Here is a 22,359-nt window from a genome sequence, read left to right on the forward strand (position 1 = left end):
TCGACGGCGGTGTTTGGCACCTCGATGTCGGCTCATCACATCCTGGGGCTGAAGCCGGTCCCAAGGGTATGGCTGTTCGCCATTTAAAGTGGTACGCGAGCTGGGTTTAGAACGTCGTGAGACAGTTCGGTCCCTATCTGCCGTGGACGTTTGAGATTTGAGAGGGGCTGCTCCTAGTACGAGAGGACCGGAGTGGACGAACCTCTGGTGTTCCGGTTGTCACGCCAGTGGCATTGCCGGGTAGCTATGTTCGGAAGAGATAACCGCTGAAAGCATCTAAGCGGGAAACTTGCCTCAAGATGAGATCTCACTGGAACCTTGAGTTCCCTGAAGGGCCGTCGAAGACTACGACGTTGATAGGTTGGGTGTGTAAGCGCTGTGAGGCGTTGAGCTAACCAATACTAATTGCCCGTGAGGCTTGACCATATAACACCCAAGCAATTTGCTGACGCAGATTGCGGTGGTGAAGATGATACGAACCGAAAGTTCGCAACGAACCACACATATCACATATCCGAATTCGCTGGAGTGTCTACCAAGACCTTCTGGCAACAGAATTTCTTGACGACCATAGAGCATTGGAACCACCTGATCCCATCCCGAACTCAGTAGTGAAACGATGCATCGCCGATGGTAGTGTGGGGCTTCCCCATGTGAGAGTAGGTCATCGTCAAGATTCATTTCGCAAAACCCCTATCTGCGCATGCAGATAGGGGTTTTGTCTTTGCGCCGGCAAAACCAGCGCGACCTTGTAGGAGCGGCCTTGCGTCGCGATCGGCCGCACAGCGGCCGCCACCCTGCAACCCCTATCTACCTGGCAAACCGCGTCGCCTGTTTCGCGGCTAAAGCCGCTCCTGCACCGATCGCGACGCAAGGCCGCTCCTACAGCGCTGGGCAATATTCGCGTACCCACACCAAGCACGCACAGCAACCGCAATCATGAAAAGTGCGTCATTTTGGTCTGATGAATCCGCGCACAATGTTACGCTCGCGGAAACACTCAGCACGGAAACCCACCATGGAAATGAACTGGCACCAGGCCCTGCAAGAGAGCCTGAGCTGGCTGGCAATCGCCTCGTTCACCACCCTTGTCTGCTTTGCTGCAGCCGCCACACTGGCCGTGCGCTTCACGCGCTGGGGCAGCCAGTTCTGGCAGCTTGCCGGGCCCTATTTCAATTTCAGGCGCAGCTGGCGGCCGCTGCTGGTGTTCGCACTGCTCCTCGTGCTGACGTTATTCTCGGTGCGCCTGAACGTGCTGTTCTCGTTCTGGTACAACGGCTTCTACAGCGCCTTGCAGGGCCTTGACCAAGCGGCCTTCTGGTACCTGCTCGGCGTCTTCGCAGTGTTGGCCACCATCCATGTGCTGCGCTCGCTGTTCAACTTTTATGTAAGCCAGGCGTTCAGCATCAAATGGCGGGTGTGGCTGACCGAGCGTCTGACCCACGACTGGATGCAGGGCGATGCCTACTACCGCGGCCAGTTCCTCGCTGAGCCGGTAGACAACCCCGACCAGCGTATCGAGCTGGACGTCAACGCCTTCGTCAGCAACTCGGTGACCCTGGCACTGGGCGCGGTCAGCGCGCTGGTGTCGCTGGTGGCCTTCACCGGGATTCTCTGGGGGCTGTCCGCCCCGCTGGCGGTCGCCGGCATGGAGATCCCCCGGGCAATGGTGTTCGCCGTGTATCTGTATGTCATCGTCGCCACCTGGATTGCCTTCCGCCTCGGGCGCCCGCTGATTCGCCTGAACTTCCTCAACGAGAAGCTCACCGCGAACTTCCGTTATGCATTGATGCGCCTGCGCGAAAATGCCGAGAACATCGCCTTCTATCAGGGCGCGCAGGTCGAGCGACGCACTTTGCTGGGCCGCTTTGGCGCCTTGATCGTGAATGCCTGGGCGCTGGTTTACCGAAACCTCAAGTTCAGTGGGTTCAACCTGGGGGTCAGCCAGGTGGCGGTGGTCTTCCCGTTCATTCTCCAGGCCCCGCGCTTCTTCAGCGGTGCGATCAAGCTGGGTGATGTCATGCAGACCTCCCAGGCCTTTGGCCAGGTGCAGGATTCACTGTCGTTCTTCCGCGAATCGTATGATGCGTTCGCCCAGTACCGGGCGACCCTTGACCGTCTTACCGGCTTCCTCGATGCCAACGCGCAGGCAAGCGCCTTGCCACGTGTCACCACCCAGGACCAAGCACAGGCCCTGGAGATTGCAGGCCTGCAGGTGCTGCGCCCGGACGGGCATACCCTTATCGCCGACCTGGAGCTTGACCTGCGTGCCGGCCAGGCGCTGCTGATCAAGGGCCCGTCGGGTAGCGGCAAGACCACGCTGCTGCGTGCCCTGGCCGGCCTGTGGCCGTATGCCGAAGGCGCGGTCAGGCGGCCGCTGGGCCATCAGGCCCTGTTCCTGTCGCAGCGCCCGTACCTGCCGCTGGGTGATCTGCGCACCGTCATCGCCTACCCGGAGGCTGGCAACCCGGAAGACGCACCACGGATGCAGCAGGTGTTGTGCCAGGTCAACCTTGCCCACCTGGCCGAGCGGTTGGAGGTCAATTGTGACTGGTCACACATTCTTTCGGTCGGGGAACAGCAGCGCCTGGCGTTCGCGCGGGTCCTGTTCAACCGGCCCCAAGTGGTGTTCCTCGACGAGTCCACTTCGGCAATGGACGAAGGGCTCGAGCATGCCTTGTACGCGCTGTTGCGTACGGAAATGCCGAGCACCTTGCTGGTCAGTGTCGGGCATCGCAGCACGTTGGCGGGGTTCCATACCCATCGCCTGGAAGTGGACGGGCAGGGTGGTTGGTCGTTACTGGAGCAGCACCCGGCGCTGGTGTAGGGCCGTTCAGCGCGCATAGCCATGATCTGGCCGCCTGCTGGGCTCAGCGTAACAACGCCACGCCCAGCAGGGTGGCGCTGGCAAAGCCCGCGCCGGCCAGGAAGGTTGCCTGGAACCCGGCACCGTCCCACAGCAGCCCGGCCACCACGCTGGCCGCCAGCAGCGCCACCCCGGTCAGCAGGTTGAACAGCCCGAAGGCTGTACCGCGCAGGTCGGCCGGGGCGCTGTCGGCAATCATCGCGGCAAAGATGCCTTGGCTGAAACCCAGGTGCAGGCCCCAGGCGGCAACTCCCAGAGCAAGCCCGCTCCAGCCGGGCAGCAGGGCCAGCAGCAGGTCGGCGGCGATCAGCAGGCCCAACCCCATCATCAATACGGCTCGCCGGCCCATGTGGTCCGACAGGGCCCCGGCGGGATAGGCCGACAGCGAGTAGGCCAGCGCCATCAGCACCAGCACCGCCGGGGCCCACAGCGGCGCCAGGCCCATGTCCTGTGCGCGCAACAGCAGGAACGCCTCGCTGAAGCGGGCGAGGGTGAACAGCGTGGCCAGGCCGATCAGCCGCCAATAGGCCGGCCCCAGGCGAACCAGTGCGTGCAGTGCCAGCGGTGAACGCAGCGGCCTGGGGGTGGCCGGCGTTTCAGGCTCGTGGACGAAGGCGATGAGGATGTACACCGCCGCGAACGCCGGGAGCACCGCCACCCAGAACACGGTCTGGAAATGGCTCGCCGTCATCCACATCAATGCGATGGCGAGCAATGGCCCCAGAAAGGCGCCAACCGTGTCGAGCGCCTGGCGCAGGCCGAAGGCCGCACCGCGCAGTTCCGCCGGGGTGACATCAGCCACCAGCGCATCCCGCGGCGCCCCGCGAATACCCTTGCCCACGCGGTCGACGAAGCGCGCCGCGACCAGCCACCCCAAACCCGCAGCCAAGGGAAACACCGGCTTGGTCAGCGCCCCCAGGCCATAGCCCAGCACCGTCAGCAGCTTGCGCTTGCCCAGGCGGTCGCTCAGGGCTCCAGAAAACACTTTGGTGATCGCGGCCGTCGCTTCGGCGATGCCCTCGATAACGCCCACGGCGACCACCGAAGTGCCGAGCACCGTGACCATGTACAACGGCAGCAGGGCGTGGATCATCTCCGAAGAAATATCCATGAACATCGAAACGAAGCCCAGCGCCCAGACGCTACGGGGGATTTTCAGCAGGTGTTTGCCGGCGCCCCGGGGGCGGCTTGGTTGGTGGCTATGCATGGTGGGCTCTGCAGGGTCGCTACGCTCCCAACTGTAGGAGGCGGCGGGCAGGATGCAAATTGCGATTGGCGCACACGACGTGCTGCACGCCACACCGGTGGTTGCCGGCCACGATTGTTGCGGCAAGAATTGTCTCGGCATGCTAAACCATGCAGCCCTGCCACCAACGAGAGATGCCCGGTGAAAGCCGTCCGCCTGACCCTGATCTGCCATGCCCTGACCCAGGCCCAGAAGAGCGGGCGTCTCCACCACAGCGACGACGCTATCCTGCCGTTGGTTGCACCGCCTTTCGCTGACCTTAGCAGGGTGTCGGTGCTGACCGCGCCAGAGCGGCGAGCGTACCAAACAGCGGCATTGTTGCCAGGGCGGGTAGAGGTCGAGCCAGCGCTGGCCGATTGCGACCTGGGGCGTTGGCGCGGGTTGCCGTTGAAGCAGTTGCAGGCCGAGCAACCGCAGGCTCTGGCCGAATGGCTGCAGGATCCGGCCAGTGATGTGCACGGTGGCGAGTCGTTTGTCGCGCTTTGCCAGCGCATGGCCGCCTGGCTGGCGGCCTTCGACAGGCCAGGTGAATGGATGGCAATCACCCACCCGATGAACATGCGCGCAGTGCTGGTGCAGGTGCTCGGCTGCCCGCCGGGTGCTGGCCAGCGGATCGATGTGTTACCGCTGTCGCGCCTGGACCTGAGCTTTACCGGGCAGTGGCGCCTGCGCCTGGGATGAGGCTCAGAACGCCAGCTTGTAGCCGATCAGCAGCAGCATCGCCGCCAGGCACGGGCGCAGCACGCGGTCGGAAATCCGCCCGGTGAGGTGGCTGCCCAGGTAGATGCCCGGCAGCGAGCCCAGCAACAGGTAACCCAGCAGCGACCAGTCCATGTTGCCCATACCCGCGTGGCCCAGGCCCGCTACCAAGGTCAGCGGCACGGCATGGGCGATCTCGGTACCGACCAGGCGACGCGTGACCAGGAACGGGTACAGCAGGAACAGCGCCACGGTACCCAGGGCGCCGGCACCGATGGAGGTGAGCGTGACCATTACCCCGAGCACCACGCCAGTGAGCACGGTGAGGATGTTGAGGCTGCGGTCGCTGAGGTGATAGTGGTCGCCGGCATGACGGCTGGCGAAGGCTTGCAGGCGCGATTTGAACAGGATGGCCAACGCGGTGAGGATCAGCACCACCGCCAGGCCTTGCTTGATGATCGCGTTGAGCGCCGAAGTGTCGGTATGCAAGGTACTGAGGAACCACAACGTCAGCGCCGCTGCGGGCACGCTGCCGAGGCTCAGCAGGCCAGTGATCTTCCAGTCGACGTTGTGGTTACGCGCATGCACCCAGACGCCACTGGCCTTGGTGACGGCGGCATACAGCAGGTCGGTACCGACTGCCGTTGCCGGGCTGATGCCAAACCACAACAGGATCGGGGTCATCAGCGAGCCGCCGCCGACGCCGGTCATGCCGACGATGAAACCCACGATCAGGCCCGCAATGGTGAAACCGAAAGAACCTACATCCATACGCTACTCGACCGCCCAACTTTGCCCGTTATCGGATGCAGCCAGCATATAGATTTTTTTATAGCCAAATAGACTTGTTCGTTATTAGGTTATAACCGCGGCTGGCCTCGCCCAGGCGGCCAGGGCAGTTTCAACAGGCCTGTCATGCGGATCAGGGCAACTCAGCGATCGGTCATCACCACCATCACATGCGCATCGCCGCCGTCATCACTTTCCGACAGGTAGATGTGCCCCACCTGGCTGTCGAAATACGCAGTCTCCTGTGGCCCGATGCTCACCGCTTCGCCGGTTTCGAACTCGATGCGCACGCGCCCGCTCAGTACCACGGCGAACTCTTGTCCGGGGTGACGGATGAAATCATCGAACTGCCCACGTTCGCGCGCAATGATGCGGGCATAGGCCGGCGTCATGCGGCGCTCGGGAAAGTCGCCAGCGATCGGGTGATAGTCATAGGTGCCGGTCGAGTAGCCCGCCGCCGTCGGCAGCGAGTCGACCACTACGGTCACCGGTGCCGGAGCGGCGACCGTGCCACCGGCACGCAGCAGCAGGGCAATGTCGACATTCAGCGCGCGGGCGGCGGCGGCGAGTTTTTCGTAGCTCACCGAAACCTGAGCCAGTTCCATTTTCGACAAGGTGGACACAGGTACGCCACTGGCCTCGGACAATTGCTTGAGGGTCAGCTGGCGTGTCTTGCGCACCTGGCGCAGGCGCTGGCCGACAATGGCACGGTCCAGCAGGGGTAGGGCAGCGGGCATTCGGGTTCTCGGCATGCGTCGTTGGTCGGCTATCTTACCTTGCGCACTTGCACGCGGCTAAATTCTCATATATTAGAATTCTCATAAATGATAATTACCGACAGGAGCGTGCATGAACCCTATCTACGACACCCTGATCATTGGCGCCGGTATCGCCGGAGCATCGCTGGGCTATCGCCTGGCGGGTCAGCAGAAGGTGCTGCTGCTCGAGCGTGAGGCGCAGCCTGGCTACCATTCCACCGGGCGTTCGGCAGCGATGTTCATGGAGGCTTACGGCACCCCGCAGATCCAGGCATTGACCCGCGCCAGCCGGGCCTTCTACGCAGCGCCACCGCCTGGCTTCTGCGAGCACCCGTTGCTGGAACCGCGTGGCTGCCTGTATGTGGCCAGCCTGGAACAGCGCGGGCTGCTCGAGCAGGCCCATGCGCAGAACCTGGCCAACGGCACCGAAGTCAGCCTGCTCGACCGCGATGCCGCCTTGGCCCTGGTGCCGTGCCTGCGTGGCGAGACGCTGGCCGGTGCGGTGCTGGAGCCGGGGGCGATGGATCTGGACGTGCACGCCCTGCACCAGGGGTTCCTGCGCGGCTATCGCGGAGCCGGCGGGGCGTTGCGCTGCAACGCCGAGCTGATCCGGGCCTGCTACCAGGATGAGTTGTGGCAGGTTGAGCTGGGCGATGGCAGCTCGGTGCAGGCGCGCCAGCTGGTCAATGCCGCAGGTGCCTGGGCCGACCGCGTCGCCGAGCAGTGCGGCGTGGCGCGGATCGGCCTGCAACCGTGCCGGCGCAGCGCGTTCACCTTCCCCGGCCCGGCAGACCAGGACTTCGCCCGCTGGCCGGCGGTGATCGGCGTCGACGAAAGCTTCTACTTCAAGCCCGACGCCGGCCAACTGCTGGGCTCGCCAGCCAATGCCGACCCGGTCGAACCCCAGGACGCCGCGCCCGAAGAACTCGACGTGGCGTTGGGTATCTTCAACATCGAAAGCATGACCACCCTGGCGATCCGTCGGCCAAGCCACACCTGGGCCGGGCTGCGCTCGTTCGTCGCCGACGGGGACCTGGTAATCGGCTTCGATGTGCACGCGCCAGCGTTTTTCTGGCTGGCGGCACAAGGTGGCTATGGCATCCAGTCCGCTGCGGGCGCCTCGCGCCTGGCCGCCGACCTGCTGCTCGGCCAACCGCTGTGCACCGAACTTGTCAGCCAGGGCGTGGCGCCCGAGCGCCTGTCCCCGGCCCGTTTCCAGCAACCCTGAAAGGAGCTTTACATGAGCAATGAGATCCAGCGTTTCCCCAGCAGCCTGCCATTCCCGTTTTCCCGTGCGGTGAAGGCTGGAGGCTTCCTTTTCCTCTCCGGCCAGGTGCCGATGAGCGCTGCTGGCGAAGTGGTGCGTGGTGACATCCAGACGCAGACCCGTGCGGCCTGCGAGCGCATCGGCGAAAGCCTGGCGGTCTGCGGCGCACGTTTCGACCAGGTGGTGAAGGCCACGGTGTGGCTGTCGGACATGAGCCACTTCGCCGGATTCAACGAGGTGTACAAGGAATTCTTCGGCGCGGCGCTGCCGGTGCGTTCGACCGTGGCTTCGGCATTGGCGCTGGGGGTGGATGTGGAAATTGAAGTGCAGGCGTTCATCGGCGAGTCCTGAGCTGGTGTGCAGGAGCGGCCAGTGACACAACAATAATAAAATCCAGAGGTGCACATGCAAGAACAGCTGAAGATTGCCGGCGCGTTCGTTGGCGTGATCGTGGGGGCGGGGTTCGCCTCGGGGCGGGAACTGTTGTTGTTCTTCGTCGATTTCGGTGTCTGGGGGTTGCTTGGAGCACTGGTCAGTGCGGCCCTGTTCACGTTGCTCGGCATGGCCTTGGCAGGGCTGGGCCACCGCCAGCAGGCCACCTCGCACAAGGATGTGATCCAGGCTATCTGTGGCCGTCACCTGGGCCTGTTCGTCGACTGGCTGATCACCTTCTTCATGTTCGCCGTCACCGTGGTCATGCTGGCGGGTGGCGGCGCCTTGCTGGAGCAGCAGTTCGGCATCCCGGCACTGAGCGGCAGCATGCTGGTGACGCTGGTAGTGGTGGGCATCGTGTGCCTGGACGTGCGCAGGGTGATACTGGCGATTGGCGCCATCACGCCGCTGCTGATCCTGGTGGCGTCGGCGATTGCGCTGTATGCCGTGTTCACCCGGGAGCAAAGCTTCGCCCAGCTCGACCAGCTGGCCAGCCAGCAACAGGCCGGTGCTCGTCACTGGCTGCTGGGCGCGTGCCTCTATGTGTCTTACAACGTGGTTGCCGGTGCGCCGATCCTGGCCATTCTGGGTGGCTCGGCCAAGGGCGAGAACATCGCGATGTGGGGCGGCTTGCTCGGTGGTGCGGCATTGGGTGGCCTGATGCTGGTGATGAGTGCGGGGCTGTTGTCGCGCCTGGACAGCGTGGCCAACCTGCCGATGCCGATGCTGTCGATTGCCAGTGAAGTGTCGCCGCTGCTGGGGCTGGTGATGTGTCTGATCATCTTCGGCATGATCGTCAACACCGCAGTGGGTACGCTGTTTTCGTTCCTTTCGCGGCTGTTGCCGGCGGGCACGACAAAGTTCCGCTGGGCTTCGGTGGCGACCGGGTTGGTGGCGTTCGGCTGCAGCCTGGTGGGGTTCATCAGCCTGGTCGGTGAAGTGTATCCGCTGTTTGGCTATCTGGGCTTCGTGCTGATGGCGGCGGTGTTGCTGGCCTGGGTGCGGCGGGGCAGGGCTGTGAAAGCAGCGGTGGTGTAGGGCTGCTGGGCAGCCCTGTCGCCGGCCAGCCAGCCACCTCGGTTGCAGTGGCTGCACGTCATTTGCAGTCACTGTGGGCGCTGGCTTGCCGGCGATAGGGGCGGTACGGGCGGCAGCAGCCCGTGCCGCCTGATCCGCCGTCAGATCCTGAAACTGCCCACCAGCTGCTTCAGGCGCCCTGCCTGCTGGGCCAGTTGGTCGCAATGGCGCAGGGTTTCGTTGAGGTTTTCCACCCCTTGCTGGTTCAGCGCGTTGATCTGGGTGATGTCCAGGTTGAGGCTCTCGACCACGGCGGTCTGCTCCTCGGTAGCGGTGGCCACCGACTGGTTCATGCCATCGATCTCGCCAATGCGCTGGGTCACGCTGGCCAGGCGCTCGCCGGCCTGGTTGGCCACTTGCACGGTCTGCTCGCTGGAGACCTGGCTGGTGTTCATGGTGTGCACCGCTTCGCGCGAGCCGACCTGCAGGCTGGTGATCATGCGGTGGATCTCTTCCGCCGACTCCTGGGTGCGGTGCGCCAGGTTGCGCACCTCGTCGGCCACCACGGCAAAGCCACGCCCGGCTTCACCGGCGCGGGCCGCCTCGATGGCAGCGTTCAACGCCAGCAGGTTGGTCTGTTGCGAGATGCCCTTGATCACGTCGAGGATCTTGCCGATTTCGTCGGTGCTGGCATTGAGTGTTTCGATCTGTGCGCAGGATTCGCTGATGCGCCGCGACAGGGCGGTCATGGCGTTGATCGCCTCTTCGACCACTTCCCGGCCGCCATGGGCCTGCTCGCTGGCGCCGCTGGCGTGCTGCGAGGCATCGGCGGCATTGCGGGCGATTTCCTGAGTGGCGGCCCCCAGCTGGTTGATCGCCGCAGCCACGCTGTTGGTGCGCATGCTCTGCTCTTCAGAGCCAATGATCGAAGCGTTCGAGGCGTTGATCACTTTCTCCGACAAGTCGTGCACCTGGCGGGTAGCCGAGGACACTTCGCTGATGGAGGCATGAATACGTTCGACGAAGCGGTTGAACGAGCTGGCCAGTTCGCCGAATTCGTCCTTGTTTTGTACAGCCAGGCGGCGGGTGAGGTCACCTTCGCCCTCGGCGATGTCGCGCATGGCGCGGCCCATGGTGGTCAGCGGGCGCATCAGCAGCGGAATCAGCAAGCCGAGCAGGCCGCCGATGGCGGCCACGGCGATCAGCATGGCGATGATCGCCGAAGTGCGGAACTGGCCGAGCGCGGCATAGGCCTTGTCCTTGTCGATCGACAGGCCAATGTACCACTGCGCCGAAGGCAGGCCGGTCACCGGGGCGAAGGAGATGATGCGGTCCTGGCCATTGAGGGTGACATCCTGCATGCCGGCGGCCACCCGCAGGTTGCTGCCAGGGTAGATGTCCTTGAGATTCTTCATCACCTGGTCTTTGTCCGGGCTGACGATCACCTGGCCATTGCTGTCGGCGAGGAAGGCATGGCCGATGCCACCGAAATCGACCGAGTTGATGATCTCGACCAGGGTGTCGAGGGTGACGTCACCACCGACTACACCCGTCAGCTCGCCATTGGCCCTGCTTTTCACCGGGGTGGCGATGGTGACCATCAGGCCGCCGACGGCGCCTTGGTACGGGGCGGTCAGGACGGTCTGCCCGGCGCCGGCTGCGGCGCCATACCACGGGCGTTGGCGTGGGTCGTAACCGGCCGGCATCTGTGCGTTGGGGCGCTGGGTGAATGCACCGTTGGCCTGGCCCAGGTAGGTGAACAGGAAATTTCGCGTATAGGACGGCTGCTCGATCAGCCCGGCCAGGTTGTCACCGGCACCTTGCTCGGCAATGTCCTGGGCCAGGTTTTCCAGCACCAGAATGCGCCCGCTCATCCAGTTCTGCACGCTGCTGGCGGTCAGTGCACCGGACTGCTGCACCGAAGCTTCGATGTTCTGGCGGATGGTGTTGCGCTGCAGGTAGTCGTTGTAGAGCGTGAACAAGGCGAATGCCAGGACCACGACACCGCAGGCACTGAGCAGGATCTTGTGGCGAAATTTCAGGTTCATGTTTCGAGACCTTGGGCCATTGAGGGGAGGGCGCAGCGCGCTCATGACACACTGCGGAACCTATCGATAGGGATATCGGCTCACGGGGTAAAAGGTTGAAGCGCCTACAGAAATTTCTGACGGTGGTTTCGACAGACGGTATTCACTGGCTACACAGCTGCTCGATCAACAGGCGTGCGGCCTGCTGCAGGGGGTGTTGCTTGCGCCACAGGATGTGCACCGGCAACTGCAACTCGTTGCGCGTGTTGTGAAAATCCAGCCGTACCAGGCGCCCGTTGGCCAGCAACGGCGCAACCCGCGACAGCGGCAGGTCGCCCCAGCCCAGGCCGGCCTCGACCATCTGCAGGGCCAGGTCGAAGCTGTCAGTGGACCAGTGCGTGGCACCGATCAGCGGGCGCGGGTCGGTCAGCGGCAGGTCGCGGCTGCGCACCAAGATCTGGCGCACCCGGGTCAGATCTTCTAGGTAGTGGATGCGCCCATCGCGCAGGGCTGGGTGGGCAGGGGACAGGGTGGCCACCAGCGACTCCATGCCGATGTGCTGGAAGCCACGGCGGGCATCGACCTGCAGCCCGGCAAAGGCTACACAGAGGTCGGCACGGCCGCTGTCCAGCAGCTGCAGGGCTTCTTCCTGGGGGGCACTGAGCAGGGCAATGTCCAGCAGCGGATAGCGTTCACCGAGGCAAGCGATGGCGGCCAGCACCGGGCGGTGGTCGATATCCGGGACCACGACCAGGGTCAGGCTGCTTTCCAGCCCTTGGGACAGCTCCAGCGCGTGCACCTGGAGCAGCCCCAGTTGCTCGGCGATCAGCCGGGCATGAGGCTCCAGGGCCAGGGCCCGTGGAGTCGGGCGGACCTCGCGCGGGCCACGTTCGAACAGGCTGTAGCCCAGTTCGGCCTCGAGGTTGGCGATGGCCATGCTGACCGCCGACGGCACGCGCTGCAGCGCCCGTGCGGCGGCAGAAAACGAACCGCGGTCGAGCACGGCAAGAAACAGCTGGATGTTGTCACTGGAAAAGTTCATGGCAGCACTCCTGTCAGCAGATCTGACAGCTGCTGACTTTTGCTGTCAAGCACGATGAAGCATCATCGCCCCCATCGCTTTCCAACAACATGAGGTAATCCGGGTGCAAGGACTCAGGCGCAAACTGGTCTACGTGACCTTCTATGAACTGATCGGGCTGTGCATGTCGACCCTCGGGCTGGCCTATCTGTCGGACACCGAGGCTGCGCATACCGGGCCACTGGCGGTGATGATCACCACCATCGCCATGCTCTGGAACCTGATCTACAACACCTTGTTCGAATGGTGGGAAAGCCGCCAGGTCACGCGCGGGCGCAGTGTGGCGCGACGACTGGCACATGCCATCGGCTTCCAGCTGACGCTGGTGGTCTACCTGATCCCGCTGATTGCCTGGTGGTTGGACATGACATTGCTGGAGGCATTGCTGGTGGACATGGCGTTCATTGTGCTGGTGCCGTGCTACACCTTTGCCTACAACTGGGCGTTCGACCGGATCTTCGGCTTGCCCAGGTCGGCGATGGCGCCAGCCTGATGTGGCTTGCGCCGGTACCGGCAGCCGCTAGGGCGACAGGGGAATGATCACCGGCTCCTGCTGCTGCTTCACTTGCTGTTCGACCGGCTGGTCGATCGGCCGCGGAGCACTGGCCAGCAGGCTGTCCTCGATTTGCCCCGACAGGTAATACACGCCCGCCATGGCACCACTCTGGCGGTTCTCCATCAGCTCTTGCCATTCCTGGTTCAACGCCACGTTGAGGATGACCCGTAACTGCTCGACCATCTGCGGGTGTTCCCGGTCATGGGTCATGATCCCGTAGCCGGCCGCGGCAATCGAGATCATCGCCCCGGCTACCTTGCCTACCGCCGACGCCACGGCACTGGCGATGCCGCGCGGGGCCAAGGTGGCGCCGAGTTTTTCGCTGGCCTGGGTAGCCACCGAGTTCAGCCCGGCATCGGTCCGGCCGGGGCCTTTGCTGGCTTGCTGGTGCAGATGCTGGCGCATGGCTTGCCAGGCCGGTTGCTGGGCCAGCGACTTGGCCCGCAGCAGTTGATACAGGCTGGCATTGCGCGCATCCGGCGGCCCCAGGGCGATGGCGGGAATACGGTTGAGGCGTTGGCTGAACTGCTCGGGTGGGGCGTTGTAGCGGCCGATGATGGCGGGCAATTGCTGGCCGAGCAGTTGCAGGTACAGCTCGCAGGCGCGGTCGCGGATACCCTCCGGGTCGATCTGCTCGGCCACTGGCTCGATGACCCGTTTGTGGTACTGCTCCTGCAGGTACAACGCCAGGCGCTTTTCTGCCGGTTCCCGGCCTTCGCCGCTGTCGAGTTTGTACCAGGCCACCTTGAGGGTCAGCCATTGCTGGGTCCAGTAGCCGGTGAACCAAGGGATGAAGTCGCTTTCGGTGCGCTGCTGAACCTGCTCCTTCCACACCCGCATGGAGCGCCGGGCATAGTCGTTGGCCGAACCGGCGGCACCGACCGAGGCGTCGATCAGTTCCTGGTCGATACGTTGCCAGGTGGCGGTAGTGAGTACCACCGGTGGCGGCGGGGCAGGCGGGCGCTTGCCCGCGCAACCGGCGAGGGTCAGCAACAGGCACAGCATCAGGAAAACTCGAGCGCTCACGCAAACGCTTCCCTGGTAGAGGCTGGGGTGGTTCCTGGAGTATAGGGTTGGGGGCCAGGGGCTGCCGTGCAGCCCATCGCCGGCAAGTCAGTTCCCACACGGTTGTCGGTCACTGCAAGCGCAGCGCAACAGCGGTAGGCGCTGGCTTGCCAGCGATGAGCCGCACAGCGGTCCGGTCATTCCAGGTCGAGTTTTTCTTCCAGGCGGTCGAGGTGCTGGTGCATCAGGGTCAAGGCCGCCTCGGCATCGCCTTGCGCCACGGCGTCGATGATCGCCGCGTGCTCCTGCCACGCGCAGTGGTCACAGCATGGCGACTCGTAGCGGGCGATGATCAGCGAGGTCATCGGCACCAGGCCATTGAGAAACCGGGCCAGTGGTGCATTGGCGGCCACCTGCGCCAGTTTCAGGTGGAACTCCCCGCCCAGGCGGATCGCTGCGCAGCGCTCGCCGCTTTCATGGTGCTGGCGCTCGCGTTCCACCAGTTGCCGCAGCTGGCGAATCTGCAGCGGGCGGGCGCGTTGCGCGGCCAGGGTGATCAGCGTGGTTTCGGCCAGGCGCCGGGCACTCAGTACCTGGCGTGCCTGTTCCGGGTCAGGCGTGGCCAGGTGCGCGGTGTGGCTGGGGCGCTGCACGACCACCTGCTGGTCGGACAGGCGTCCGAGCACGCGGCGGATCACGGTACGGCTGACACCAAACGCATGCCCCAGCGCCTGCTCGGGCAAGAGGCTGCCGGGTGGCAGGCGCTGTTCGAGAATGGCGTCGAACAGCCGCGGGTAGATCTGCTCGGCCGACAGGCGGGTTTCGCCGGCCGCGAGCAGGGCCGGCAAGTGAGGGGCGGCGTTCATGGTCGCTCTCCTGGGTCATGGATGCGGGTGTTCGTCCGGAATGTTCAGGGCGATGCCCATGCGCAGGCCTTCGGCGAGGATGTGCTGGCGCATCTGGGCACTGGCCTGGGCGCTGTTGCGTTCGCGGATGGCACGCACCACTGCTTCGTTTTCCTGTAGCCGTGCAGCCAGGTGCTCGGGCGATTTGCGCAGCATGTCGGCACTCTGCTTGAGGGCATTGCCGGTCTGCTGCACCACGCTCTGGAAGATCGGGTTGGTGGTCAGGGCGAACAGCGCCTCGTGGAAGGCAATGTAGGCGCTGACCCCGGCTTCGCTGTCTGCGGCTTCCAATGCTTCGCGCATGTCCATCAGGGTCAGGCGCAGCTGGCCGATGTCCTGGCTGTTGGCTGATTGCGCCACCAGGCCGACGATGAATGGTTCCAGGGTGTAGCGCAGCTCCAGCACGTCGGCCAGGCTGGCCGCGGCACTGGTGTCCAGGCCTGGCTCCTGGCCAGCGGCGTCGGCGTCCAGCACCAGCACGCCCTTGCCCGGCAGCGAGCGCACCAGGCCCAGGGTTTCCAGCACGGTCACCGCTTCGCGCAGGCTGGGGCGGCTGATGCCCAGTTGTTCGGCCAGCTCGCGCTGGCCCGGCAGCATGTCGCCGCTGCGCCATTGGCCGCGGGCGAGGGCCTGGCGCAGTTTTTCCACCACTGAGTTGACGACGGTCGATGAGCTGATCACGGTTTGCTCCTGGAAGGGCCGGCATCGGTGCCGGCCACGTTCGCTCAGAATTCCTGTTGATGGTTGTTGGGCTGCTTGCGTGGCGTGGCTGCGAAGCCAGGTTTGCCGTCCAGCACGTTGTGCGCCCGCTCCAGGTCGATGTCCTTCTCCCAGCGGGCGATGGCCACGGTAGCCACGCAGTTGCCGATCAGGTTGGTCAGCGCCCGGCCGATGCCCATGAACCAATCCACCGCCAACACCAGCACCAGGCCGACCACCGGGATCGCCGGTACGGCGGTAAGCGTGGCAGCGAGGATTACCAGCGCCGAGCCTGGGATGCCGTGAGCGCCCTTGGAAGTCACCAGCGACACCAGCAGGATGGTCAGCAGGTCGGTCATGGCCAACGGCGTGCCGGTGGCATTGGCGATGAACACGATGGCCAGGGTCAGGTAGATGGAAAAGCCATCGAGGTTGAACGAGTAGCCGGTGGGGATCACCAGGCCAACGGTAGAGGTGCCGATGCCCAGGTGCTCAAGCTTGCGCATGACCTGTGGCAGCACGGCGTCGGAAGAGGCCGTGCCAAGGACGATGGTCAGTTCTTCGCGCAGGTACTTGATCAGCGGCAGCAGCCTCAGGCCCGACAGGCGCATGACCGTACCCAGCACGATCAGCACGAAGCCGGCACAGGTCAGGTAGAACAGCGCCACCAGCCCGCCCAGGTGTTGCAGCGATTCCAGGCCGTACTTGCTGGTAGTGAAGGCGATGGCGCCGAAGACGCCAAGCGGCGCCAGGCGCACGATCATGCCCATGATGCGGAAGATCACGTGGCTCAGTTCGTTGATCAGCCGCGAGATGCCGGCGGCCGAATCGCCGACCAGGTTCAGCGCGCTGCCGAACAGTACCGAGAACAGCAGCACCTGGAGGATGTTGTTGTCAGCAAAGGCCCCGATCACCGAGGTGGGGATCAGCTCCAGGAAGAACGCCGTGGCCCCGTGAATGTGCTGGCCGCGCTCGGCCAGGCTGCTGGCGTCGGCACTGGACAGCTGGTCCAGGTGGATATTGGCGCCGCTGCCGATACCGCTGCTGAAGGCGAACACCAGGCCGATCACCAGCGCCAGGGTGGTCAGCACCTCGAAGTAGATCACCGACTTCAGGCCGATGCGCCCGACCTTCTTCAGGTCGCCGGCGCCCGAGATGCCGCTGACTACCACACAGAACACGATCAGGCCGATGAGCATCTTGATCAGTTTGATGAAACCGTCGCCAAGCGGTTTCAGTTGCAAGGACAGCTCGGGGAAGCTGAGGCCGCAGGCGATGCCGAGGGCAAGGCCAAGCACGACTTGAAGGAAGATCGAACGCGAGCACCATTTGAGCATGGGAGGGATCTCTGATCGGTGTCCTTGCTTCGGTAGCCGCACGGGGCGAAAGAGCGCAGGACTTAATTATTGTGGTCTTACCGGTTTGTTCAGCGCGAAGCCATAAAAGCGCGAAAAAACCCACATTGCAAGGTTTTTTGGCCTTACCGGTCTGGCCAGTTTGGGGCGTTTCAGCTCGCCGGGCTCTAGTTCGGTGCATGCCGTACAGGGCATTTATGCGAATCAGGCCAGCTTCAGGGGGTACCTGATACAGGTAGCAATCCGCTTGCCAAGCATCAGCCCGACCTCAATTTTTTCGATAACGCCATGATTCATAAGGTTTATTTGCTTTATGCGGCTGACCTCGTAGAATCCGCGCGCGACCGGGCAGTCACTAAAAGGCCGATTGTGGGAGTGTTAACCCGACAATCGTCCGCGAGCAGGCGTCTGGCGTTTAAATGAATGGAGTCTCATAGTGCGTCTCAATCTCCCGGTTACCCCGGTCGAGCAACGTTTCCCTTCTGATCAGCGGCTGATTTCCGCAACCGACACGGCCAGCCTGATCACCTACTGCAACCCTGAATTTGCCGCCATCAGCGGCTACAGCGAGGCCGAACTGATCGGTAGCCCGCACAACCTGGTGCGCCACCCGGACATGCCGCCAGCGGTGTACGAGCTGATGTGGCGCTACCTGAAGGCTGGCAAGAGCTGGATGGGCATCGTCAAGAACCGCTGCCGCAACGGCGATTACTACTGGGTCAACGCCTACGTCACGCCGATCCTCGAAGCCGGGCGGGTGGTGGGCTATGAGTCGGTACGGGTGTGCCCCACGCGTGAGCAGGTGGCCCGTGCCGAGGCCCTGTATGCACGCATGCGCAACGGCCAGGCGGTGCTGCCCTGGTCACGCCGCGCGAGCATGCTGGCGCGCGACCTGGGCGCACCGCTGGCAGCCGGGGGGCTGGCACTGGGGGCCAACCAGCTATGGCCAGGCCTGGTGGCGCAGGGGCTGACCCTGGGGCTGTTCCTGGCCTATGGCCTGTTGGCACGCAATGCCGTGGGGCGGCAGATGCAGCGCGTGGTACAGGGCGCCGACGGCACCTTCGCCGACCCGATCGCCGCCTTGACCTACAGCGACCTGCCCGGTGCTGCCGGCCAACTGCAACTGATGCTGATCAGCGAGGAGGCGCGGCTGAAGACCGCGCTGACCCGGCTGAGTGACCTGGCGGCACAGATGGCCGTGGCTGCCCATGACGCCGGGGCGTTGTCACGCAGCACCGAAGCGGCGTTGCTGGAGCAGCGTGCGGAAACCGACCAGAGCGCCACTGCCATGAACCAGATGGCCGCTTCCATCGGTGAGGTGGCCAACCATGTGCAACTGACGGCTGCCGAAGCCCATACCGCACACCTGCTGGCCGAGCAGGGCAGCCAGGTGGCCGATGCCAGCGGTGCGGCGATTCGCACCCTGGCGGGTACCGTGACGCAGATCAACCAGGCGGTCACCCAGCTGGCTGGCCAGACCGGTGCCATCGCCGAGGCCACCGGCATGATCCGCGGCATCGCCGAGCAGACCAACCTGCTGGCGCTCAATGCCGCCATCGAGGCGGCCCGTGCCGGCGAGCAGGGCCGCGGCTTTGCCGTGGTCGCCGATGAAGTGCGGGCGCTGGCCGACAAGACCCGGCAGTCGACCCTGCACATCCAGGCTATTATCGATGCTTTACGCAGTGGTGCCGAGCAGGCCGTGGCGATCGCCAGCCAGGGCATCGACGGTGCCGAGCAGGGCGTCGCCCAGGTGCAGGAAGCCCGCCAGGCGCTGCATGGCATCCGGGAAGCGGTGCAGCGCATCAGCGCCATGAGCCAGCAGATGGCCACGGCCTCGCAGCAGCAGTCGGCTGTGGCCGCAGATGTCTCGAGGCAGATCAATGGCGTGGCCGGCATCGCCCAGCACAGCGCCCACAGCGCCAACGCCGCCGCCTCGCGCGGCGCCGAACTGGAAGAGGTGTGCGCCGGATTGCGTGCCCTTGTGGAGCGTTTCAACCGTTAAGGCAGGATGCTTTATGGATGACAACTATCGCGCGGCCGTGGACGCGGCCGCGATCTTTTCCGAAACCGACCTGCGCGGGAACATCACCTACGTCAACCAGCAGTTCTGCACCATCTCGGGTTACAGCCGCGAGGAACTGCTCGGTGCCAACCACCGCATCCTCAATTCCGGCCTGCACGAGCCGGCGTTCTTCGTCGGCATGTGGCGGGCCCTGGCCGCCGGCCGGGTATGGAAAGGCGAGATCTGCAACCGCGCCAAGGATGGCGCGTTGTACTGGGTCGACAGCACCATGGTGCCGCTGGTCGACCCGCTCAGCGGGCAGGTGCGCAAGTACGTGTCGATCCGCTTCGATGTCACCGAGAAGCGCCAGTTGCTGCATACCCTGCAATGGCGGGTCGGCCACGATGTGCTCACCGGCTTGCCCAACCGCGCCTACCTGTCCGACCTGCTGAACCAGGCCTTGGCCTGTTCGCGCCGTGAAGGCATTGCGCTGGCGGTGTGCATGCTCGACCTGGATGGCTTCAAGGCGGTCAACGACGGCTACGGCCATGCCATGGGTGACCTGTTGCTGGTTGAAGTGGCGCAGCGCCTGAAGCACATCCTGCGCGAGGGTGATGCCGTGGCCCGGCTGTCGGGCGACGAGTTCGTGCTGATCCTGCGGGATGTCGACGAAGGTCGCCAGTTGCATGCCGCGCTGCGCCGCGTGCTGCAGGCATTGGCGGCGCCGTATGTGGTGCGCGATCAGCGCCTGTCGCTCAGCGCCAGTATCGGCGTCACCCTGTACCCGCAGGACGACGAGGATGCCGACACCCTGGTGCGCCATGCCGACCAGGCCATGTACGTGGCCAAGCAGCGTGGGCGCAACCGCTACCACCTGTTCGACGTGAGCCAGGAGCAGGAACTCAAGGCCACCCACCAGACCGTGGCGCGGGTGCGCCGGGCCCTGCACAACGACGAGCTGTGCCTGTATTACCAACCCAAGGTTAACCTGCGCAGCGGCCAGGTGCTGGGCTTCGAAGGGTTGCTGCGCTGGCAGCGGCCGGGCCGAGGGTTGGTGCCGCCTGGCGACTTCCTGCCCTGGGTCGAACAGACCGACCTGATCGTCGAGATTGGCGAATGGGTACTCGACAGGGCACTGAGCCAGTTGCAGGCCTGGCAGCGCGAAGGGCGGCCCTGGTCGTTGAGCGTGAATATCGCGGCGCGGCATTTGCAGCGCAGTGACTTCGCCGAGCGCCTGCGCCAGTTGCTGACCGAATACCCGGAGGTGGACCCGGCACGGTTGGACCTGGAAATCGTCGAATCGGTGGCCATCGACAACCTGCAACACGTCAGCCGCTGCCTCGACGCTTGCCGCGCGCTGGGCGTGCGCTTTTCCCTGGATGACTTCGGCACGGGCTACTCGTCGCTGAGTTACCTGAAGCGTTTGCCGACCCAGACGATCAAGATCGACCAGTCGTTCGTGCGCGACATCCTGCATGACCAGGACGACCTCGCACTGACCCGGGCGGTGATCGGCCTGGCGCGGGCATTTGGCCGCGAGGTGATTGCCGAAGGGCTGGAGAGCGTCGAGCACGGCCGGGTGCTGATGGGCCTGGGCTGTGAACTGGCCCAGGGTTACTGCATTGCCCGGCCGATGCCGGCCAGTGAGGTACAGCGCTGGGCCCAGGCCTACCGGCAGCCGAAGCAGTGGCGCGACCCTTGATAGGCCAGCCGGCCATGAGCCAGGCCTGGGCCCGCTCGGCACCGGGCGGGGCGCTGGATGGCGGCGGCGAAGCCAGCGTTCGCGGCGGCTAGCGCTGGCGCAACCGCTTGTACAGCGTGGTACGGCTGATCCCCAGTGCGCGGGCCACCGCGGACAGGTTGCCGTTGGTTTGCTGCATCAGCGTTGCCAGGTCTGCCGCTTCGGGCGCCTGCGGCACAGGCACCTGCGCCTCGGCGAGAAAGCCCGCAGGCAGGTGTTCCAGGCCGACCGGGCCATTGCCGGCCAAGGCCAGCGCCACCTGCAGCACACTCACCAGTTCACGCATATTGCCTGGCCAAGGGTGCTGATCGAACAGCTCGACAATGGCTGCCGGCAGCCGTGCAGGCTGCCCCGGTTCGCGGTAGCGGGCATGCACCTGCTCGATCAGCTGGCGCCGGTCGCTGCGTTCGCGCAGCGGCGGCAACTGCACTGCCAGCCCGGCGATGCGGTAGTACAGGTCCTGGCGAAAGCGCCCGGCACGCACCTCTTCGGCCAAGTCGCGGTTGCTCGCCGACACCACGCGGATATCCACTGCTACCGGCTCGCCGCTGCCCAGCGGCTGGATGCTGCGTGACTGCAGGACGCGCAGCAGGCGGGCCTGGGTAGGCAGCGGCATGTCGCCGATTTCATCGAGGAACAGGATGCCGTGGTCGGCCTTGCGGATCAGCCCCGGGTTGCCCTTGTGGTGGGCACCGGTGAACGCGCCTTTGTCGTAGCCGAACAGCTCCGACTCCACCAGCTCGGCGGGGATTGCCGCGCAGTTGACCGCGACCAGCGGCTGGCCGGCGCGGCTGCTGGCGCGGTGCAAGGTGTCGACGAACACTTCCTTGCCGACGCCGGTTTCCCCCTGCACCAGCACCGGGATGTCCTTTTCCAGCAGCAGGCTGGCCTGCGCCAGGGCCTTGTCCAGGCGCGGGTCGGTGTTGCTGCTGCTGCTGGCGGTGCGGCAAGTGGCCTCGCGCGCCGGCTGCCATTGGCAATGGAAGCGATTGCGCCCGGTGGCCTGCAAGGCGAAGGGCTGTTGCCGGGGGTGGCTGAACAGCTGCTGCAGCGGCAACTGGAACAGCTGCTCGATATTCTGCCGCAGCGGGTTGCCGCCGAGCAGGCTGTCGGCCCGGTGATTGGCCGCCAGCACCTGGCCCTGTTCATCGAACACCAGCAGGCCGGCCCAGGGACTGTCCAGGTTGTCGGAAGCGCTGTTGAACATCAGCTGGGCATGCCGCTCGCCATGTTCGGCAAGGATCAGGCGGTTTTCCAGGCTCTGGCTCATCATGCGCACCAGGCCCAGCGTCTGGCTGGCCGGCAGGTAGCCATCGCTGGCCACGTCGAGCACCCCGACCAGTTGCCGCGCCGCGTCGAACAGTGGCGCGGCGGCGCTGGACATGTAGCGGTTCTGCCGCAGGAAGTGCTCGTCCTGGCCGACGTGAATCGCCTCGGCGCAGACCAGCGCGGTGCCCAGGGCATTGGTGCCGACGCCGCGCTCGTGCCAATGGGCGCCAGCGCTGAAACCGTGCTGCTGGCGCGGTTCGATGAAGCGCCGCGAGCCCCAGCTGTCGAGCACGCAGCCGCTGGCATCGGCCAGCATCACCAGGTAGCTGGCATTGCCCAGCAGGTGCGCGTAATGCGGCAGTACCGCCTCGCGGGTCAGGCGCAGCAGGGCCTGGCGCCGCTCCAGCAGGGCGCTCAGTTCGGCGCGGGTCAGGCAGTCGAAGTCCGGGGCGTGCTGGGGTTGCAGGCCGTGGTCGCGGCAGCGGGTCCAGGAGGCCTGGATCAGTTGGGCATGGGTCGAAGCGGAAGCGGCCATGGGCCTGTCCTGTGTGATTGTTGTATGGAACCGACCGCTGTTCAGTGTTGTTCACAGTTGTTCAATGTCAAACCTGCGAGTGTTCAGTTGTTCAGCGCTTGTGTTCATTT

Annotated in this window: 18 protein-coding genes, 2 rRNA genes and 2 pseudogenes (1 of these 22 only partly in view); 11 read left to right on the top strand and 11 right to left on the bottom strand. The window is 64.7% G+C overall.

Going from position 1 to position 22,359, the window contains the following annotated elements:
* From HU763_RS09245 to HU763_RS09255, 3 genes are all read left to right on the top strand, one after another.
* A 23S ribosomal RNA gene (locus HU763_RS09245) occupies positions 1-426 on the top strand; it begins 2,466 nt to the left of the window's first position.
* A 134-nt stretch (positions 427-560) separates the two neighbouring features.
* A 5S ribosomal RNA gene (gene rrf, locus HU763_RS09250) occupies positions 561-676 on the top strand.
* Between the two features lie 342 nt (positions 677-1,018).
* Positions 1,019-2,827 (top strand): ABC transporter ATP-binding protein/permease, encoded by a 1,809-nt coding sequence (locus HU763_RS09255; protein ID WP_186690300.1) that lies wholly within the window; start codon positions 1,019-1,021, stop codon positions 2,825-2,827.
* 43 nt (positions 2,828-2,870) lie between these two features.
* On the opposite strand, the gene HU763_RS09260 is transcribed toward HU763_RS09255, so the two are convergent.
* On the bottom strand, positions 2,871-4,073 hold the full coding sequence (locus tag HU763_RS09260; protein WP_234454506.1) for an MFS transporter: 1,203 nt from the start codon (positions 4,071-4,073) through the stop codon (positions 2,871-2,873).
* A gap of 180 nt (positions 4,074-4,253) precedes the next feature.
* Between HU763_RS09260 and HU763_RS09265 the strand changes: the two genes are divergently transcribed.
* On the top strand, positions 4,254-4,793 hold the full coding sequence (locus HU763_RS09265; RefSeq protein WP_186690298.1) for a histidine phosphatase family protein: 540 nt from the start codon (positions 4,254-4,256) through the stop codon (positions 4,791-4,793).
* A 3-nt stretch (positions 4,794-4,796) separates the two neighbouring features.
* Here the strand turns inward: HU763_RS09265 and HU763_RS09270 are convergent, their stop codons facing one another.
* Entirely contained in the window at positions 4,797-5,582 is a 786-nt protein-coding gene (locus HU763_RS09270; RefSeq protein ID WP_186690296.1) for a sulfite exporter TauE/SafE family protein, read from the bottom strand.
* Between the two features lie 161 nt (positions 5,583-5,743).
* Positions 5,744-6,337, bottom strand: coding sequence for a helix-turn-helix domain-containing protein (locus HU763_RS09275; RefSeq protein WP_170029183.1), 594 nt, complete (start codon positions 6,335-6,337; stop codon positions 5,744-5,746).
* Positions 6,338-6,449: 112 nt separating this feature from the next.
* On the opposite strand from HU763_RS09275, the gene HU763_RS09280 reads away from it, so the two are divergent.
* Genes HU763_RS09280 through HU763_RS09290 form a run of 3 tightly spaced genes read left to right on the top strand, consistent with a single transcriptional unit; the run spans position 6,450 to position 9,095 of the window.
* A complete protein-coding gene (locus HU763_RS09280) occupies positions 6,450-7,586 on the top strand; it encodes an NAD(P)/FAD-dependent oxidoreductase (RefSeq protein WP_186690294.1) in 1,137 nt (378 codons plus the stop codon).
* A 12-nt stretch (positions 7,587-7,598) separates the two neighbouring features.
* Complete coding sequence (locus HU763_RS09285; RefSeq protein ID WP_186690291.1) at positions 7,599-7,976, top strand: RidA family protein; 378 nt, start codon at positions 7,599-7,601, stop codon at positions 7,974-7,976.
* A 54-nt stretch (positions 7,977-8,030) separates the two neighbouring features.
* Complete coding sequence (locus HU763_RS09290; RefSeq protein ID WP_170029186.1) at positions 8,031-9,095, top strand: YkvI family membrane protein; 1,065 nt, start codon at positions 8,031-8,033, stop codon at positions 9,093-9,095.
* 140 nt (positions 9,096-9,235) lie between these two features.
* Here HU763_RS09290 and HU763_RS25035 read toward each other — a convergent pair whose 3' ends face one another.
* The 3 genes and pseudogenes from HU763_RS25035 to HU763_RS09300 all read right to left on the bottom strand — a co-directional run bounded on the left by HU763_RS25035 (position 9,236) and on the right by HU763_RS09300 (position 12,143).
* Positions 9,236-9,976 carry a methyl-accepting chemotaxis protein gene (locus HU763_RS25035; protein WP_420831052.1) on the bottom strand — a complete coding sequence of 247 codons (741 nt, stop codon included), beginning with the start codon at positions 9,974-9,976 and terminating at the stop codon, positions 9,236-9,238.
* Positions 9,977-10,090: 114 nt separating this feature from the next.
* Positions 10,091-11,167 (bottom strand): annotated as a pseudogene (gene mcpA, locus HU763_RS25040) (methyl-accepting chemotaxis protein McpA); the annotation flags it as partial.
* Positions 11,168-11,264: 97 nt separating this feature from the next.
* Positions 11,265-12,143: a LysR family transcriptional regulator gene (locus HU763_RS09300; RefSeq protein ID WP_186690287.1), complete on the bottom strand. Its 879-nt coding sequence runs from the start codon at positions 12,141-12,143 to the stop codon at positions 11,265-11,267.
* A 103-nt stretch (positions 12,144-12,246) separates the two neighbouring features.
* Between HU763_RS09300 and HU763_RS09305 the strand changes: the two genes are divergently transcribed.
* Positions 12,247-12,675: a PACE efflux transporter gene (locus HU763_RS09305; protein WP_186690285.1), complete on the top strand. Its 429-nt coding sequence runs from the start codon at positions 12,247-12,249 to the stop codon at positions 12,673-12,675.
* A 27-nt stretch (positions 12,676-12,702) separates the two neighbouring features.
* Here the strand turns inward: HU763_RS09305 and HU763_RS09310 are convergent, their stop codons facing one another.
* The 4 genes from HU763_RS09310 to HU763_RS09325 all read right to left on the bottom strand — a co-directional run bounded on the left by HU763_RS09310 (position 12,703) and on the right by HU763_RS09325 (position 16,684).
* On the bottom strand, positions 12,703-13,764 hold the full coding sequence (locus HU763_RS09310) for a hypothetical protein (RefSeq protein WP_186690283.1): 1,062 nt from the start codon (positions 13,762-13,764) through the stop codon (positions 12,703-12,705).
* Between the two features lie 176 nt (positions 13,765-13,940).
* Positions 13,941-14,609, bottom strand: coding sequence for a GntR family transcriptional regulator (locus HU763_RS09315; protein WP_186690281.1), 669 nt, complete (start codon positions 14,607-14,609; stop codon positions 13,941-13,943).
* Between the two features lie 15 nt (positions 14,610-14,624).
* A complete protein-coding gene (locus HU763_RS09320) occupies positions 14,625-15,329 on the bottom strand; it encodes a FadR/GntR family transcriptional regulator (RefSeq protein WP_186690279.1) in 705 nt (234 codons plus the stop codon).
* 44 nt (positions 15,330-15,373) lie between these two features.
* Positions 15,374-16,684, bottom strand: a complete 1,311-nt coding sequence (locus HU763_RS09325) for a C4-dicarboxylate transporter DctA (RefSeq protein ID WP_170029193.1) — start codon at positions 16,682-16,684, stop codon at positions 15,374-15,376.
* Positions 16,685-17,138: 454 nt separating this feature from the next.
* Between HU763_RS09325 and HU763_RS25045 the strand changes: the two are divergent.
* From HU763_RS25045 to HU763_RS09335, 3 genes and pseudogenes are all read left to right on the top strand, one after another.
* A pseudogene (locus tag HU763_RS25045) lies at positions 17,139-17,420 on the top strand (PAS domain-containing protein); the annotation flags it as partial.
* Between the two features lie 159 nt (positions 17,421-17,579).
* Positions 17,580-18,704, top strand: coding sequence for a methyl-accepting chemotaxis protein (locus tag HU763_RS09330; RefSeq protein ID WP_420831053.1), 1,125 nt, complete (start codon positions 17,580-17,582; stop codon positions 18,702-18,704).
* A gap of 13 nt (positions 18,705-18,717) precedes the next feature.
* Positions 18,718-20,406, top strand: coding sequence for a putative bifunctional diguanylate cyclase/phosphodiesterase (locus HU763_RS09335; protein ID WP_186690275.1), 1,689 nt, complete (start codon positions 18,718-18,720; stop codon positions 20,404-20,406).
* Positions 20,407-20,494: 88 nt separating this feature from the next.
* Here the strand turns inward: HU763_RS09335 and HU763_RS09340 are convergent, their stop codons facing one another.
* Positions 20,495-22,249, bottom strand: coding sequence for a sigma-54-dependent Fis family transcriptional regulator (locus tag HU763_RS09340; RefSeq protein WP_186690273.1), 1,755 nt, complete (start codon positions 22,247-22,249; stop codon positions 20,495-20,497).
* Positions 22,250-22,359 lie beyond the last annotated feature (110 nt).

It is taken from the genome of Pseudomonas anuradhapurensis, from assembly GCF_014269225.2.
GTDB lineage: Bacteria > Pseudomonadota > Gammaproteobacteria > Pseudomonadales > Pseudomonadaceae > Aquipseudomonas > Aquipseudomonas anuradhapurensis.

Bases quoted from the DNA above. Each gene is read 5' to 3' on its own strand.
- HU763_RS09255 (WP_186690300.1), top strand. From the start codon at position 1,019: ATGGAAATGAACTGGCACCAGGCCCTGCAAGAGAGCCTGAGCTGGCTG.
- HU763_RS09260 (WP_234454506.1), bottom strand. From the start codon at position 4,073: ATGCATAGCCACCAACCAAGCCGCCCCCGGGGCGCCGGCAAACACCTG.
- HU763_RS09270 (WP_186690296.1), bottom strand. From the start codon at position 5,582: ATGGATGTAGGTTCTTTCGGTTTCACCATTGCGGGCCTGATCGTGGGT.
- HU763_RS09275 (WP_170029183.1), bottom strand. From the start codon at position 6,337: ATGCCCGCTGCCCTACCCCTGCTGGACCGTGCCATTGTCGGCCAGCGC.
- HU763_RS09280 (WP_186690294.1), top strand. From the start codon at position 6,450: ATGAACCCTATCTACGACACCCTGATCATTGGCGCCGGTATCGCCGGA.
- HU763_RS09285 (WP_186690291.1), top strand. From the start codon at position 7,599: ATGAGCAATGAGATCCAGCGTTTCCCCAGCAGCCTGCCATTCCCGTTT.
- HU763_RS09290 (WP_170029186.1), top strand. From the start codon at position 8,031: ATGCAAGAACAGCTGAAGATTGCCGGCGCGTTCGTTGGCGTGATCGTG.
- HU763_RS25035 (WP_420831052.1), bottom strand. From the start codon at position 9,976: ATGCGCACCAACAGCGTGGCTGCGGCGATCAACCAGCTGGGGGCCGCC.
- HU763_RS09300 (WP_186690287.1), bottom strand. From the start codon at position 12,143: ATGAACTTTTCCAGTGACAACATCCAGCTGTTTCTTGCCGTGCTCGAC.
- HU763_RS09315 (WP_186690281.1), bottom strand. From the start codon at position 14,609: ATGAACGCCGCCCCTCACTTGCCGGCCCTGCTCGCGGCCGGCGAAACC.
- HU763_RS09325 (WP_170029193.1), bottom strand. From the start codon at position 16,684: ATGCTCAAATGGTGCTCGCGTTCGATCTTCCTTCAAGTCGTGCTTGGC.
- HU763_RS09330 (WP_420831053.1), top strand. From the start codon at position 17,580: ATGCTGGCGCGCGACCTGGGCGCACCGCTGGCAGCCGGGGGGCTGGCA.
- HU763_RS09335 (WP_186690275.1), top strand. From the start codon at position 18,718: ATGGATGACAACTATCGCGCGGCCGTGGACGCGGCCGCGATCTTTTCC.
- HU763_RS09340 (WP_186690273.1), bottom strand. From the start codon at position 22,249: ATGGCCGCTTCCGCTTCGACCCATGCCCAACTGATCCAGGCCTCCTGG.